8 protein-coding genes are annotated in these 16,210 nt (G+C 61.6%); 6 read left to right on the forward strand and 2 right to left on the reverse strand.

The window, feature by feature from the left end; genetic code table 11:
• The first annotated feature begins 6 nt into the window (after positions 1–6).
• Complete coding sequence (locus ACEN9A_RS19730) at positions 7–1,401, forward strand: efflux transporter outer membrane subunit (protein WP_258670014.1); 1,395 nt, start codon at positions 7–9, stop codon at positions 1,399–1,401.
• A 66-nt stretch (positions 1,402–1,467) separates the two neighbouring features.
• Here ACEN9A_RS19730 and pvdP read toward each other — a convergent pair whose 3' ends face one another.
• Positions 1,468–3,096: a pyoverdine maturation tyrosinase PvdP gene (gene pvdP, locus ACEN9A_RS19735; RefSeq protein ID WP_413386167.1), complete on the reverse strand. Its 1,629-nt coding sequence runs from the start codon at positions 3,094–3,096 to the stop codon at positions 1,468–1,470.
• A gap of 251 nt (positions 3,097–3,347) precedes the next feature.
• On the opposite strand from pvdP, the gene pvdM reads away from it, so the two are divergent.
• The 5 genes from pvdM to ACEN9A_RS19760 all read left to right on the forward strand — a co-directional run bounded on the left by pvdM (position 3,348) and on the right by ACEN9A_RS19760 (position 13,108).
• Positions 3,348–4,718: a pyoverdine-tailoring dipeptidase-like protein PvdM gene (gene pvdM / locus ACEN9A_RS19740; RefSeq protein WP_019648337.1), complete on the forward strand. Its 1,371-nt coding sequence runs from the start codon at positions 3,348–3,350 to the stop codon at positions 4,716–4,718.
• Positions 4,715–5,995 (forward strand): pyoverdine-tailoring periplasmic protein PvdN, encoded by a 1,281-nt coding sequence (gene pvdN, locus ACEN9A_RS19745; protein WP_258670020.1) that lies wholly within the window; start codon positions 4,715–4,717, stop codon positions 5,993–5,995. Before pvdM ends, pvdN begins: the two co-directional genes overlap by 4 nt.
• Positions 5,996–6,225: 230 nt before the next feature.
• A complete protein-coding gene (pvdO, locus tag ACEN9A_RS19750; protein ID WP_258670023.1) occupies positions 6,226–7,113 on the forward strand; it encodes a dihydropyoverdine dehydrogenase in 888 nt (295 codons plus the stop codon).
• Positions 7,114–7,244: 131 nt separating this feature from the next.
• Positions 7,245–8,903: a cyclic peptide export ABC transporter gene (locus tag ACEN9A_RS19755; protein ID WP_258670049.1), complete on the forward strand. Its 1,659-nt coding sequence runs from the start codon at positions 7,245–7,247 to the stop codon at positions 8,901–8,903.
• 29 nt (positions 8,904–8,932) lie between these two features.
• Positions 8,933–13,108 carry a non-ribosomal peptide synthetase gene (locus ACEN9A_RS19760; protein WP_258670063.1) on the forward strand — a complete coding sequence of 1,392 codons (4,176 nt, stop codon included), beginning with the start codon at positions 8,933–8,935 and terminating at the stop codon, positions 13,106–13,108.
• A gap of 279 nt (positions 13,109–13,387) precedes the next feature.
• On the opposite strand, the gene ACEN9A_RS19765 is transcribed toward ACEN9A_RS19760, so the two are convergent.
• Positions 13,388–15,868, reverse strand: a complete 2,481-nt coding sequence (locus ACEN9A_RS19765; RefSeq protein ID WP_258670066.1) for a TonB-dependent siderophore receptor — start codon at positions 15,866–15,868, stop codon at positions 13,388–13,390.
• Positions 15,869–16,210 lie beyond the last annotated feature (342 nt).

Raw genomic sequence — 16,210 nt, forward strand, 5'->3', positions numbered from 1 at the left:
CGATCTATGAAACCGCAACTGAGCCTGTTGACCCTTTGCCTGGTACTCGGCGCGTGCAGCCACCCGGCTGCGCGCCCGGACAGCGGCATTCCACCACCGTCGGCCTGGCAATCGCCACACGATGAAAGTGCCTCCCGGACGAGTCGACAATGGTGGACGCAGTTCGGCAGCCCGCAGCTTGATCGCCTGATCGAACAGGCCCGCGTCGGCAGTTATGACCTCGCCGCCGCCATCGCTCGGGTGCATCAGGCCCGGGCCGACACGGTGATTGCCGGCGGCTCGCAGTTGCCGGAGATCAAGGCCGGCATGAACGCCAACCGCCAGAAATTGCTGCGCGGCAGCGGCTATAGTCAACTCGATGCCGACAGCAGCAACAAGGCCGTGGACTACTTTGACGCCAACCTCAGCGCCAGTTACGAGATCGACTTCTGGGGCGGCAAACGCGCGTCCCGGGACAGTGCGCAGTTCGGGCTGCGCGCCAGCGAGTTCGATCAGGCCACGGTTGAATTGACCTTGCTCAGCGGGGTGGCCAACAGCTACACGCAAGCCTTGTCGCTGGATGAACAAAGTCGCATTGCCGGGCTGAACCTGGCCAACGCGCAGAACGTTTTGAAACTGGTGCAGACTCGCTTCGACTCAGGCTCGGCCACCGCACTGGAACTGGCGCAACAGAAAAGCCTGGTGGCGGCGCAACAACGGCAACTGCCGCTGATTCGCCAGCAAGCCGAAGACGCCCGGATCAGCCTCGCCGCCCTGCTCGGCCGGCCGGTTCAGCAACTACCACCCAGTCAGGAATCCTTTGATCAACTGCAGTGGCCAGCGATCGGTGCCGGGCTGCCCAGCGAATTGCTCAGCCGCCGCCCGGATATCGCCCGCGCCGAAGCGCAACTGGCCGCCGCCCAGGCCAACGTCACGGTCGCACGCGCCGCCATGTTGCCCGCCGTGACCCTCAGCGCCAACATCGGCTCGGGCGCCAACACGGCCAGCGATATTCTGCGCAGCCCGTTCTACAACCTCACCGCCGGGCTGGTCGCGCCGATCTTCAACAACGGCCGCCTCGGCGCCGAGCGCGACAAGGCCACGGCCCGCCAACAAGAACTGCTGGAAGCCTACCGAGGCGCAATCATCAATGCTTTTGCCGATGTCGAAAAAGCCCTCAACAGCATTCGCGGCCTGGATGAGCAGCGGCAGTGGCAACGCGAAGAGCTGAACCAGGCCCAGGCCGCGTTCAACATTGCGCAAAGCCGCTATCAGGCTGGGGCCGAGGATTGGCTGACGGTGCTGGAAACGCAGCGCACGCTGTATGCGGCGCAGGATGCGAATGTGCAACTGCGGTTGTCGAGGGTGCAGGCGAGCATCGCGCTGTACAAGGCGTTGGGTGGGGGGTGGCAGGTGCTTTGATCGAGGTTATCTGTCACCCAAAACTATGTGGCGAGGGAGCTTGCTCCCTTGCCACAAGTGCCTGGCTTACGACCTCAGCGGCTTGACCTTCAGATTCCGCGCATACCACGGCCGTTGCGGCACTCGCCGGAACAAATCCGCGAGTTTCTTTTCATCCGTGCCGAAGGTAATGCGCAGCGCCAGCTTCATGGTTTCCGGGTCCATTTCCACCGACTTGCCGACCTGCAATCCCGGCGTGGTGCTGCAACCGTGGGTGCTCGGGCCGAGCCATGGATCATCGACTTCAACCCAGCGTCCCGGGGCGAACCAGGGCACGCCATTGACCTCAAGCCGACTGAGTTCACCCGGATGGAAACGCTCGTGGGCGCGGAACCAGTCTTCCAAACGATCGTCGATCCAGCCATGGAAATGCCAGAACACCGGGTTCACGTGGGATGAAAACGGGTCACCGAGGAAATCGTTTTCCGGCGCATACCAACGCGCGGCAAAGTCCGCCGGATCCCTGGCGAAAGGCACCGGCTGACCGTTGGAAGGATCGCGTGGCACCGAGGCCCAGCGCATGTGCAGCCAGTCATGCAGCCCCAGCTCGATCTCCGAACCGAACTGCCCCAGGGTCAGCTTCGACAGATAACGCGGGTCGCGGTAACGGGATTCCCACACCTGAAAATTGCTGTGGTAGGTCTCGGCAGTCTTGATGTCGCTGACCCACTGGGTGTACTCGGTGTCTTCGGCGGCCAGCCAGGTAGGCGGCAGCGCCGTGCCATCGTGATTGTCGAAATAGCGGGCGAAGCCCTGACGGTCGCGCTCAAGCTCCGGCTGCGGCATCGGGAAGCTCGACCAGGACGGCAGGTCCTGCATCGAACGCGCCGTGCCGAGCATGTGTCGGTGCATGAAGAAAAAGTCGACCCCCGAGCCATTACGGTCTTTGCGCGGCCCCCGGGCATCGCGCTCATTGCCTCGCGGGCCCGGCTGCCAGCCGATGCCGCGCAAGGCGCCCTGTTGGTCCTTGGAGAGTTTGTGCCATTTGTCCCGCGAGGCGTGCCAGAGCTGGTGGAACAAGCGGTGTTCGGCGGATATCAGCCACGCCAGCAACGGCGGATTCAGACCGACACGCTCACGGGCTTCGGGAAACAGCCGTTTGCGCGCGACAAAGCGATTGTCCAGTTCCGGCAAACCGAGCGGGCGATCCAGACGCAGAATCCGCCCGCTGAGCGTGCCACTGCCGGCATTGCCGAAATCGGCCCAGACCTCATCGAGCGTGACCGCCAGCTCATAAGTCGGTGCGCCGTTGGCCGATTGCCGATCGATCAGGCGCCAGTACAGCTGGCTGGCGTCAGGCGACACCAGGTCGCCGATCAGCCGGTAACGCGGCTCGGCTGCGCTGCGTAACTGCTGCGCGGTATCGAGGCAACCACGCAAACCGCGGCCGCGCTGGGCGATGTCGAGAAACAGCTCCAGCCCGTGCTGCGGTAACCCGTCGAGGCCCGCTTGCGAACCTTCGAAACGGATATCCCAGATCCCCCGCAGCGAGTTGGCCAACTGCTGACCCGCGGTGTCCGCCAGGTCGACCGTCGCTTCGCCGGGGGTGATCGTCGGGTCCGGCTTCGTCCATTCGCGATGCCCATAATAAGCCGCAGGCACGGCAGCGCCAGTCAGCGCCAGGCCTGCCATGAACCATCGTCGAGAAATCGTCATTGCCCTACCTGTGTCAGCCATGAAGCAGGCTTTATCCAAGCTAGAACGTTTGTTGCCGCTACAAATTTATGGGGCCTTAAAAGATCGCAGCCTTCGGCAGCTCCTACAGGTGTACGCCGTGCATTTGTAGGAGCTGCCGAAGGCTGCGATCTTTTGCAAGCCACCTAAATTCCCTGGCCAGCCACTCGTTCCTCCCAGATAGCAAAGGCCCCTGCGCCTGCACCGGGGCGGCGAACCTGACAGAGATGGCAATGACAAAACCACGTTCGAAAAAGGCTCTTTACATCGGCCTGCCGCTGGCCCTGGCGATCAGCGCCGGCGCGGGCTTCGCAGTCTGGTATTACGGGTTCAAGGACAACCCCGGTTACCCGATCAAGGTCATGCAACAGGCCGACGAGTTGCACGAGCGCATGCTCTCCTTCGACAGCCACATCACCCTGATGCAGAACTTCGGCACCCAGGGCAACGAAGCCGATAAGGATGGCGAGGGCCAGTTCGACCTGGTCAAGGCCAACCGCGGACGCCTGTCCGGCGCGGCCCTGACGATTTTCGGCTGGCCGGAACTGTGGAATGGCGCCAACGCGCCGCACAAGCCCACCGCCGGTTTTGTCGAAGAGGCACGCAACCAGCAGGAGATCCGCTACAAGATTATTTCCGGGATGGTCCGCGACTTTCCCAATCAGGTCGCCATTGCCTACACCCCCGACGATTTCCGTCGTTTGCACGGCGAAGGCAAGTTCGCGATTTTCATCAGCATGCTCAATGCCTACCCGCTGGGCCACGACCTGAAGCTGCTGGATCTGTGGGCGGCACGCGGCATGCGCATGTTCGGCTTCAGCTATATCGGCAATAACGACTGGGCCGACTCTTCGCGTCCCTTGCCGTTTTTCAACGATTCGCCGGATGCCCTCGACGGCCTCTCGGACCTGGGCAAGCAAGCGGTGCATCGCCTGAATGACCTGGGCGTGATCATCGACGTGTCGCAAATGTCGACCAAGGCCCTGGAGCAAGTCGCGCAATTGAGCCGCACGCCGATGGTCGCTTCGCACTCGGCGCCACGGGCGATGGTCGATATCCCGCGCAATCTCAGCGACAAGGAAATGCAGCTGATCAAGAACAGCGGTGGCGTGGTGCAAGTAGTCGGCTTCTCTCAATACCTGCGCCCGCTGACCCAGACCACCCAGGACAAACTCAACGAACTGCGCAAAGAGTTCGACCTGCCGCCCCTGCCGAACCTCGCCATGGCATTGATGCCGGGCGACCCGGTCATCGCTGCCTGGCCCGAGAAAAAATTCGGCCAGTACGCCAGCCGTCTCTACGCAATTCTTGAAGAAGAACCCAAAGCCAGCCTCAAGGACCTCGGTGACGCCATCGATTACACGGTGCGAAAAATCGGCATCGATCATGTCGGCATCAGCTCCGACTTCAACGAAGGAGGCGGCGTCAAAGGCTGGGAAAACGTCGGCGACATTCGCAATGTCACGGCGGAACTGATCTCGCGCGGCTACTCCGAAGCAGACATCGCCAAGCTCTGGGGCGGCAACTTCCTGCGAGTCTGGGATCAGGTACAGAAAGCCGCCAAGCCGGCGCTGATTTCACAACAAGGCACGAGCACACCATGAGCGATCGTCGCACTTTTCTGAAACAGGCCGGGATCCTCGCCGCCGGCCTGCCCTTGACTGCCGGCCTGGACAACGTCGCCAACGCCACACCACTGCCCTCGCTGCCTGGGGACAAATGGGCGCAACTGCGGCAACTGTTCGACCAGGAACCGGATTACCTGCATTTCTCCAACTTCCTGATCACCTCGCACCCAAAACCTGTGCGTGAAGCGATCGAGATGCACCGTGCCGCCCTCGATAAAAACCCCGGGCTGGCGATGGACTGGGACCTGGGCGTGATCGAGCAGCGTGAAGAAGAGGTGCGTGTCTGGGCCGGTCGCTACCTGCAAGCCAATGCCAGACAGATCGCCTTGACCGGCAGCACCACCGAAGGCCTGGCGATGATTTACGGCGGCGTTCATGTGCGCCCCGACCAGGAAATCCTCACCACCGCCCACGAGCATTACGCGACCCACACCATTCTCGACTTGCGCACTCAGCGGGACGGCACCCGGGTGCGCAAGATCAGGTTGTTCAAGGATCCGCAGACGGTGTCCAAAGCGGAGATCCTTGCCTCGATCGACCAGAACATCAAACCCGAAACCCGTGTGCTTGGCATGACCTGGGTGCACTCCGGCAGTGGCGTGAAACTGCCGATCGCCGACATCGGTGCGTTGGTGGACAAGCACAACCGCGGCCGTGCCGACCAGGACCGCATTATTTACCTGGTCGACGGCGTGCACGGTTTTGGTGTCGAGGACTTGAGTTTTCCCGCCATGAACTGCGACTTCTTCATCGCCGGCACCCACAAATGGCTGTTCGGCCCCCGTGGCACCGGCATCGTTTGCAGCCGCAGTGAACAGGTCAAATACGTCACGCCGATCATCCCGACCTTCTCCGAAGCCACGGCGTTCTCCACCACCATGACACCGGGCGGCTACCACTCGTTCGAGCACCGCTGGGCACTGAACGAAGCCTTCAAGCTGCATTTGCAATGGGGCAAGGCCGATGTTCAGGCGCGTATCCACGCGCTGAACAGCTATATGAAAAAACGCCTGCAAGCGCACCCGCAGATCGAACTGGTCACGCCCCTGAGCCCCGAGCTGTCATCCGGTTTCAGCTTCTTCCGGGTCAAGGGCCAGGACAGCGACAAGATCGCCGCCTGGTTGATGCAACACCGCGTGATCGCCGATGCCGTGGAGCGCGACGTCGGCCCGGTGATCCGCACGGCACCGGGGCTGCTCAACACCGAAGCTGAAGTCGACCGCTTCATCGCGTTGCTCGGCAAACAGCTCTGATCGCCAGCCCCATGGTTAATGTCGTAATGCGATCTGTAGCAGCTGGCGAAGCCTGCGTTCGGCTGCGAAGCAGTCGTGAATCCGGCTAACGCGGTCTACCTGACGCACTGCAGTTTCTGATTTTACGACTGCTTCGCAGCCGAACGCAGGCTTCGCCAGCTGCTACAGAGATTTGTGTCGCGGCGGAAGTTGCCCCCCTGATTCCTTTCAACTTTTTATCGAGAGCAATGATGAACAGTGAGCTGCGTAGCTTTTCCCTGAAGACGCTCCCCGCACTGGCCTTCGCCGCCGTGGTTGCAGGCCTGCTGCCCGGCGCCGCTCAGGCTGCCGCACCCGCCCAGCCCGGCAAGGTGTTCAAGGACTGCAAGGACTGCCCAGAGATGGTCGTGCTGCCCACCGGGACCTTCACCATGGGCACCCCGGACAATGAGGTGGGTCGCGAGCCCGACGAAGGTCCGTTGCACCCGGTGACCTTCGCCAAACCGCTGGCCATCAGTCGCTTTCAGGTGCTGGCCGGCGAGTGGGACGCGTACCTGCGCGACAGCGGTTACGTCATGCCCGACGGCGACACCCGGCCAGGCCGCGAGTGCAAGGCTGGCGTGCCGCGCTATGAACGTACGGCCAGGCATCCGGCGGTGTGCATGAACTTCCCCGAGGTCAATGCCTACGTGGCCTGGCTCTCGAAGAAGACCGGCAAACACTATCGACTGGTCAGCGAATCGCTGCGTGAGTATGCCGCCCGCGCAGGCAGCAGCGGCCCGTTCCCCTTCCCGTTCGATGAAGGCAAGGAATACAGCATCGCCAAACACGCCAACACCTACGGCGCCGCCGATGGCTACAACTTCACCTCTCCGGCGGGCAGTTTCCCGGCCAACGCCTTCGGCGTGTACGACATGCACGGCAACGTCTACGAGTGGACCGCCGATTGCTACAACGACAACTACGTCGGTGCACCCAGCGATGGCAGCGCCTGGTTGACCGGCGAATGCACGGCCCGGCGCATTCGCGGCAATGACTGGGGCGAAGCTCCGGTGTTCTCGCGTTCGGGCAACCGTAATGCCACCTACCCCGACACCCGTGGCGACTGGATCGGTTTTCGCGTCGCGCGGGATCTTTGAGGCTCCCACCTGCTGTCGCATGACCTGCAACAAACCCGTGCGCGGCTAAATCGTCGCCCACGGGTTTCGTCTTTTAAGCAGCCAAACTCTTGAACCTTTGCCCTTTAGCGGCACTTGAAGCGGAAACTTCCATGACCTCAAAATCCCGCGGAGCCTTCAGTGAAGTCCTCGGCCTGCTCAGGCCTTTCCGGGTCATCGTTGTGGTGTCGATCATGCTCGGCATGCTCGGCGGCCTCAGCATCACCGCGTTACTGGCGACCATCAATGACGCGCTGAACGCCGCCGCCACCCCGTCAACCCGAGTGTTGGCAACCTTTATCGGCCTGTGCGCGGTGGCGTTGCTGACGTCGATCCTGTCGGACATCGGCACCAACCATGTCGGGCAACACATCATTGCCGGGCTGCGTAAATCCCTGGGGGAAAAAGTCCTGTTGGCACCGATCGAACAGATCGAGCGCTTCCGCAGTTATCGACTGATTCCGGTGCTGACCCATGACGTCGACACCGTCAGTGATTTCGCCTTTTCCTTCGCGCCGCTGGCCATTGCGTTCACCGTCACCCTCGGCTGCCTGAGCTACCTGGCCTACCTGTCGTTGCCGATGTTTGCCTTGTTGCTGGTGGCCCTGGTGATCGGCACCGCGCTGCAATACGTGGCCCGGACCAAGGGCATCAAGGGTTTCCAGGCGGCTCGCGAAGCCGAGGACGAACTGCAAAAGCACTACAGCGCGATTGCCGCCGGCGCCAAGGAACTGCGTATCCATCGTCCGCGCCGCCAACGCATGTTCAGCCAACGTATCGAAGGCACCGCTGATTTCATCTGCAACACGCACATCCGCGCGGTCAACACCTTCGTGGTGGCCAAGACCCTTGGCTCGATGCTGTTTTTCGTGGTGATCGGCCTGGCGCTGGCCCTGCAATCGCTGTGGCTGGGCACCGATAAAGCGGTGCTCAGCGGGTTCGTGCTGGTGCTGCTGTACATGAAAGGCCCGATGGAATACCTGGTCACCACCCTGCCGGTGGTCAGCCGCGCCAACATTGCGTTCAAGCGCATTGCCGACCTGGCGGAGCAGTTTTCCTCGCCGGAACCGCACCTGCTGCTCAGTGACAAAGACGCGCCGAAACCGGTGGTCGAACACCTTGAAATGCGCGATGTGCATTTCGCCTTCCCGGCGGTGGACGGCAGCAAGCCCTTCGCCCTCGGACCGGTCAACCTGTCCATCGCTCAGGGCGAGATCGTGTTTATCGTCGGCGAGAATGGCGGCGGCAAGACCACGCTGATCAAGTTGTTGCTGGGGCTGTATGCGCCCCAGGGCGGGGAAATCATCCTTAACGGTAAGCCGGTCCTGGCGCATAGCCGCGACGACTATCGCCAGTTGTTCACCACGATTTTCGCCGACTACTACCTGTTCGACGAATTGGTGCAAGGCGAGCAGAACGTTCCCGAAGACGCCAACCGTTACCTGGAACGCCTGGAAATCTCGCACAAGGTCAGCATCCGCGATGGCGCCTTCAGCACCACCGACCTGTCCACCGGCCAGCGCAAACGCCTGGCCCTGTTGAACGCCTGGCTGGAAGAACGCCCGGTGCTGGTGTTCGACGAGTGGGCGGCCGACCAGGACCCGGCCTTCCGGCGCATCTTCTACACCGAGCTGTTGCCGGAACTCAAATACCTGGGCAAGACCATCATCGTCATTTCCCACGACGACCGTTACTTCGATGTCGCCGACCAATTGGTGCGAATGGAAGGCGGCAAGCTCGTCGCGCAAAAAAAACCGTTGGCGACCGCCTGAACGATCCACCGCCGACTACGAGAGCCCCGATGAACGACTTGATCGATGATGATGTACTGGCGCTGTTGCTGGCCGATGCCGGTGATCAACCCCAAGGGATAACCGCCCGCGCCAACCAGCGCCCGGCGCCGCTGTCTTTCGCCCAGCAGCGGCTGTGGTTTCTCCAGCAACTGTCACCGGACAACGCCGCCTACAACCTGCCCCGTGTCATGCGCATCACCGGCCCCCTGGCGCCCCGGCGGCTGGAAACAGCCCTGAACAAGGTGCTTGAGCGTCACGATATTTTGCGCAGTGCCTTCGTCGAAATCGATGGTTGCGCCATGCAGGTGGTCGATGCGCAGGCAACACTGGTGCTCGGCCATGAAGACCTGTCAGGTTTGTCGGACGAAGCCCGCACCAATCGGATCGCGCTACGTATCGAGACCCAGGCCGGCACGCCGTTCGACCTGCGCCAGGCGCCGCTGATGCGCGCGACCTTGCTCAAGATCGGCACCGAAGAACAGCTGTTGCTGATGAACATGCACCACATCGTCTCCGATGCCTGGTCCAACGCGATACTGATGCAGGACCTGAACCGTGCCTTCGCGCAGGCCAGCGACGCAGACGCCCCGCCGCTGCCACGTCCGGCGATTCAATACGCCGACTACGCCGCCTGGCAACGCGGTGACTACCTGCATAGCGCAACCTGCGCCAACAGCGCCGACTACTGGCAAAACTACCTCGGCACTCCGTTGCCGACCCTGGATATGCCGGTGGATTTCCCCCGCAGCGCGCAACACCGCCATCCGGCCGGCCAGCATGAGTTCGAACTGCCGGGGTCACTTTCGGCTGCCCTGAACCGCTTCTGCCAGCAACAGGGCCTGACGCCGTTCGTAGTCGCGCTCGGGGCCTGGCAACTGTTGTTGAGCCGTTACAGCGGTCAGCAGGACTTTACCGTCGGCGTGCCGAATGCCACGCGCAATCGCAGCGAAACCCAAGCGCTGGTCGGCTTCTTTGTCAGCAGTCAGGTGTACCGCGTACGCCTTGATCCGTTGCTGTCCGCCAGCGATTTCCTGCAGCGCCTGCGCCGTGAATCCCTGGCGGCGCTGGACCACGCGGATTACCCGCTGGAGTTGAGTTTCGATGCCCTGCAATTGCAGGCCAGCGCGCAAGCCAATCCACTGTTCCAGGTGCTGTTCAACTGGCGTGCCGACAGCGCAGAGCCGGCGCACATCGATCTGGACGGACTGACGCTGGAGTTCCTTGACGCGGGGTCGAGCCAGGCCAAATTCGATGTGTCACTGGACGTCACGTACTCGCCACACGGCGTGGCAGCGAGCCTGGAATACAGCCGCGATCTCTACACCCCTGTAACCATCGAGCGTCTGGCCCGGCACTGGCAGAATCTGCTACAGGCACTGGTCGATGATCCTGATCGCGCGCTCGGCGACCTGCCGTTGCTGGGCGAGGATGAGCGACAGGTGCAGTTGCAGCAGTGGAACCCGCCCGTGTCGGCCCAACCCGAGGAAGGCGTGCATCAATTGTTCGAACGCCAGGCGCTGGCCACACCGCACGCGGTGGCGCTGATCTGCGACGATCTTCAGCTCAGTTACGCCCAGCTCAACGCCGCCGCCAATGGTCTGGCCCACGCCTTGATTGCACAGGGTGTCGGACCGGAAGTGCTGGTGGGCATTGCCGTGGAGCGTTCGGCGCAGATGATCATCAGCCTGCTGGCGGTGCTCAAGGCTGGCGGCGCCTATGTCCCGCTGGATCCCGATTATCCGCAGGAACGCCTGGCCTGGATGATTGAAGACAGTGGCCTGAGCGTGTTGCTGAGTCAGCGTTCGCTGCTTGGTCGGCTGCCATCGATGCCCGGCGTCCAGCGACGCTGCGTCGACGACATCGATGTCCGGGGGACGCTGCCCGCACTTGACCCGCCCTGCCGCACCACCGGCCAAAACCTCGCCTATGTGATGTTCACGTCCGGCTCTACCGGTCGTCCCAAAGGGGTCGGCATCACCCAGGCGGCGTTGACCCGTCACGCCCAGGTGGCGCTGGAGTTTCTCGGCCTGACCGCACAGGACCGGTCCCTGCAGTTCGCCACGTTCAACTTCGATGCCTTTGTCGAGCAGCTTTACCCGGCGTTGATCTGCGGCGCCTCGGTGGTGCTGCGCGGGCCGGATATCTGGGACAGTGAAACCTGGTACCGCGAACTGCTCGACAAACAGTTCAGCGTCAGCGACCTGACCACCACCTACTGGAACATGCTGGCCAAGGACTTCGCCGCTGCCGGTCAGCGCGACTACGGTGCACTGCGGCAAGTGATCGTCGGTGGCGAAGCGATGCCACCGGAGGGCGTGGCGGCCTGGGGCAAGGCCGGCCTTGGGCACGTGAAGCTGCTGAACACCTACGGGCCGACGGAAACGACAGTCAGCGCCACGGTGCTGGATTGCAGCGACTACGTGACAGGGCAAATCGCCCTGCCCAAAAGCATGCCGATCGGCCAGCCTCTGGCCGGACGGGCGATTTACCTGCTCGATGCCGGCGGCCAGCCAGTGCCGGTGGGCGTCGTCGGTGAACTGGTGATTGCCGGCGACCTGCTCGCACGCGGCTACTTCAAGCGACCTGAGCTCACGGCCGAGCGCTTCATCCCCGACCCGTTCGATGTTCAGGGCGGCGGTCGTCTCTATCGCACCGGCGATCTGGCGCGCTATCGCGCCGACGGTGTGATCGAGTATGCAGGCCGGCTGGATCACCAGGTGAAGATCCGCGGATTCCGCATCGAACTCGGGGAAATCGAGTCATGCCTGCTGCAATCGCCGCAGGTCCGCGAAGCGTTAGTAGTTGCCCGGGAAGGCGCGGTGGGTTTGCAGTTGGTCGGCTATGTCGTGGCCCAAAGCGACTCGCTGAGCGAGCAGCAACAACTCGACCTGCGCGAAACCCTCAAGGCTGAGCTCAAGGCCAATCTGCCGGACTACATGGTGCCCAACCATCTGCTGGTACTGGCCGCCATGCCGTTGAGCCCCAACGGCAAGCTCGACCGCAAGGCCCTGCCGCAGCCCGACCTCAGCCAGACGCAGCGGCACTTCATTGCTCCTGAAACGCCCCTGGAAAAGGCGCTCGCCGAACTCTGGCAAGAAGCGTTGCAGGTCGAGCGTGTCAGCCTGGACGACAACTTTTTCGAACTCGGTGGCCATTCGATTCTGGCCATTCAATTCATCTCGACCCTTAACGCGCGCCTGGGCATCAAACTGGCGCTGCAACACATGCTGGCTCACCCCAATGTCCAGGCACTGGCCAGATTCATCGCCCTGGAGCATCAGCAGCATGTGCAATGCGTGGTCGAACTCAATGCCTCGACAGCGTCGGCACCGCCACTGTTCTGCCTGCACCCCAGCGGCGGTATCGTGTTCTGTTATCAGCCGCTGGCGAAAAAACTCAGTGCCCATGCCCGGACCTTCGGCGTGATGCACAAAGGCTTTGCCGACAAAGACTCGAACGCACAGAGCTGGGCGCAGATGATTGCCGACTACAGCGCACAGATCGTCGAGAAGCAGCCCCACGGTCCCTATCGATTGATGGGCTGGTCATTGGGTGGCGCGATTGCCATGGACGTCGCCGCCCACCTGGAACGCCAGGGCAAGGAAGTGACCTTCCTCGGCCTCGTCGACACCACTCTGCCGGAACGTGACCTGCCTGCCGACCTGCCGCGCAAGCCTCTGGAAGAAGACAACCCGAACCACCTCAGCGTGGAAAACGAACTGCTGGCGGCACTGGAAGTATTCAACCTGATGTTCGCGCATCTGGAACCGGCGGCGGCGAGCTTCATCGCCCGGAACCCGACGGCCGACCTCAAGGCCTTCTATCGCTGGGCCAGCGAACAGACGGCCACCGGCGAGCAAGAGATGATCGCGACCCTGGAAGGTATCAAGCAGGAGATCATGAACGCCCAGGCCTATGCGATTCACGATCGCCTGGTGGACGCGTTCAATGCCTTCTCGCTGCCGCTGCTCAAGGTCAAGGCCAGTTGCTGGTGGTCGCTGTCGCATAAAACCCTGGAGCAAGTGCTGTATTCGGAACAACTGCTCATGGCCCACAACGTGACAGGCCAATTGCACACCTCGATCCACTCACCACTGCCGCACCGCAGCATGATCTACAGCGAGTCGCTACTGGAGTCGTTTACCGAAGTGTTCCTCGGCTGCCAGGGCGAGTCATGTAGCTGACCAAGCGACGGCAAACAAAAACGCAGAAGCCATGGCTTCTGCGTTTTTGTTTGTGCTTCCGGCAATACCGTAGCAGCTGCCGAGCAGCGCGAGGCTGCGTTCGGCTGCGAAGCAGTCGTGAAATCAGGCACTGCAGTCTGTCAGATACACCGTGCATTTAGGGTCTACGACTGCTGCGCAGCCGAACGCAGCCTCGCGCTGCTCGGCAGCTGCTACAAGATTAGCCCGCGCCCCTGGTAAAAGGGCGCGGACCGGGACTTTGACGCTAGTGCAAAGGACTCAGAACTGCGGTGTGTATTTCACGCTGAACATCACGTTGCGTGGATCACCGTAGTTGTTGTTGCCGTTGATCTGGTTGTAGGCCGCTGCGAAGTAGGTCTTGTCAAACAGGTTGTTGGCGTTCATCGCCAGCTCGATTTCCGGGGTGAGCTGGTAACCGACGCGGGCATTCCACACGGTGTAACCCGGAACGTTGACGGAGTGGTCGAAACCTATCGTGTGGGTTTGTGCGGTAAAGCCCAGGCCTGTACTCACACGGCTCCAGTCGCCGCTCAACTGATAATTGCCCCACACACGCAGCATGTGTTTAGGCGTCCACCAGCTGAAGATTTTGCCTTCGTTGTCAGGGTCGTCGAGGTATTTGGTGGTGTTGTAGGTGTAGCCGGCAAACAGTTGCAGATTGTCGATCACTTCGCCGCTGATTTCGGCGTCCAGACCCTGGCTGCGCACTTTGCCCGATGCCGTCGAGCAAAACCAACCGTCGCAGGTTTGCGCACCCTGCGTATCGAGAACGGCACGGTTTTCCTGGTCGTAACGGAACAGGGCCACGGAGGTATTGATCCGGCCATCCATCAACTCGCCCTTGAGACCAATCTCGTAGTTACTGCCGATAATCGGTTTGAGTACCGCGCCGGCGGTATCGCGTTCGGTCTGCGGTGTATATACGTCGGTGTAACTGGCGTAGACCGCCCATTCGCGGCTCAGGTCATAGACGACACCGGCATAGGGCGTGACTTCCCCGGTTTCGGTGGCGGTACTTTTTGGATCTTCTGTAATGCCGGTCGCGGTCTGGGTCGAAGACTTGTAATTGTAGTCGTACCAACTGACGCGCGAGCCGAGCACCAGGGTCAGGTCTTCAACAGGCTTGACCCGCCAGCTGCCGTACAGGCCTTTCTGGCGGATGTCGTATTGGCTGGGAGTCCCACGACCACCGGGGCTATTGATCAAGCCTTCGTAGCTGATCTCCGGACGGTTGTGATCAATGTCGAAGATATTGTCGGAGCTGTCATTGAAGGTTCGGGCGTATTTGTCGTCCGAGGTGTATTTGGAATAGTTGCCGCCCACCATGATTTCCTGCGGCATGGACAAGGCTTCGAACTTGCCGGTGAGGTTCATGTCCAGAGCGACTTTGGTGGAGTCCATGTCCGTCACGAAGTCCGCGTATTGCACGCCGCTGCCATCGGGATTGATGCCATCGCCGGTGGATTGCACCCGCTGGTTCTTCGCCTTGTTGGTTTCCGTCATGCGCACGGCGCCGATCTTGAAGGCCCAGTCGTCGTTGAAACGGTGTTCCAGATCGGTGTAGAGCGTGGTGACGTCGATATCCGAATGGTTCCACTTCGCCCCGGTGTACGTGCTGCGCGGCAGGTCGATGGGTTTACTGTCGGAGTAACGCGGGAAGCCGCGGACATTCGAGCGCGATTCGCCGTCGGACTGGCTGACCGCCACGCCCACGGTGGTGGCTTCGCTCAGATCGAAGTCCAGCGCGCCGTACAGCGAGGTGGTCTTGTACCATTCGGAATCAACGAACGTGTGGGTGTCGTCCTGATCGGCCACGAAGCGTCCACGAATGGTGCCGTTCTGGTTCAACGGCCCGCCGGCGTCCAGTTGCAGACCGTAGTGATCCCAGGAGCCGGCCTTGCCGGTCAGGGTCACGGTCGGTGTGGCCTGACCGCGCTTGCGCACCAGGTTGACTGCGCCACCCGGGCTGCCGGTGCCTTGCAGCAAGCCCGACGCACCGCGCAGCACTTCCATGCGGTCGAAGAAAATCAAGTCCTGCGTGGCCCAATTGCCCAGCGCGTAAGTGTTGCGCGGGATCGGCACACCGTCGTACTGCCAGTCATCGATCTGGAAACCGCGCGAAGAGAGGATCAAACCTCTGCCAACGCCTTGGGCACCAACCAGTCCGGTGGTCTTGTTGGCCGCGTCCTTGAGATCGACGATTTCCTGATCATCCATTTGCTTGCGGGTCATCACCGTGACCGACTGCGGGATTTCCTTGAGGGTGTGGGTGCCCTTGCCGATGGTCACGGCATTCGAGGTGTAGGAATTCGAACCTTCGGTGGTCGCGCCCACCTGTTGCGCGTTGATGGTGGTAGCGCCCAGTTCCAGACCCTCGGTCGAACTGCCGCGTACCACCATCAGCGTGTTGCCTTCAAAGCTGTAGTGCACGCCCGTGCCCTTGAGCAATTGGGCAATCGCCGCTTCGCTGCTCAACTTGCCGCTGACGCGTGTGCTGCGCAGGCCGGCCATGTCATCGGCGCTGTAGATCACCTGCTGATTGGTCTGCGTGCCAAACGCCTGCAGCGCCTGGGGCAAAGGCTGGGCAGGAATGTCGAGGGTGAAGTCTTCGGCGTGGACCTGCGCGCTGAGCGGCAGCAGGCAAGCCATGCCCAGGCCGGCCAACGAGCGACGCGAGCGCAGGGTTCGGGCAATGACCAAGGCCTTGAACAGAGGTTTCAACTCATGAATTGCTGACATCGTGCTCTCTATTTTTAATTGAAATGGATAGGATCCATGGGCAACCGAGTGCCCTGCCGCTGCCTGGACCTGTGAACCGCCTGGATCGGCTGCCATCTCGGGCAACACGTCGCAAGTCGATGACCGGCCCCTCCCCGGGCTCGATCGTTTGTCCGGGCAGCGGTAAAAATGTGTACGGCTGGGAAAAACTGAACCCTGTGGCTACCCTGCCCGGCTCGATTTATCTGCTTACGTAAGTAAGACGCAGCACCGTGCAAAAACCGGAATGAGTTTATTTATCATTTGCGCAAAAATTCAAAAAAAAGGCCGACGCATTGGGCGTCGGCCTTTTTTTCTGCTACT

Source organism: Pseudomonas sp. Pseusp18 (assembly GCF_059506005.1).

Coding starts and splice junctions, on each gene's coding strand:
- ACEN9A_RS19730 (WP_258670014.1), top strand. CDS start 7: ATGAAACCGCAACTGAGCCTGTTGACCCTTTGCCTGGTACTCGGCGCG.
- ACEN9A_RS19755 (WP_258670049.1), top strand. CDS start 7,245: ATGACCTCAAAATCCCGCGGAGCCTTCAGTGAAGTCCTCGGCCTGCTC.
- pvdO (WP_258670023.1), top strand. CDS start 6,226: ATGAACAGTGAGCTGCGTAGCTTTTCCCTGAAGACGCTCCCCGCACTG.
- ACEN9A_RS19765 (WP_258670066.1), bottom strand. CDS start 15,868: ATGTCAGCAATTCATGAGTTGAAACCTCTGTTCAAGGCCTTGGTCATT.
- ACEN9A_RS19760 (WP_258670063.1), top strand. CDS start 8,933: ATGAACGACTTGATCGATGATGATGTACTGGCGCTGTTGCTGGCCGAT.
- pvdN (WP_258670020.1), top strand. CDS start 4,715: ATGAGCGATCGTCGCACTTTTCTGAAACAGGCCGGGATCCTCGCCGCC.
- pvdP (WP_413386167.1), bottom strand. CDS start 3,096: ATGACGATTTCTCGACGATGGTTCATGGCAGGCCTGGCGCTGACTGGC.
- pvdM (WP_019648337.1), top strand. CDS start 3,348: ATGACAAAACCACGTTCGAAAAAGGCTCTTTACATCGGCCTGCCGCTG.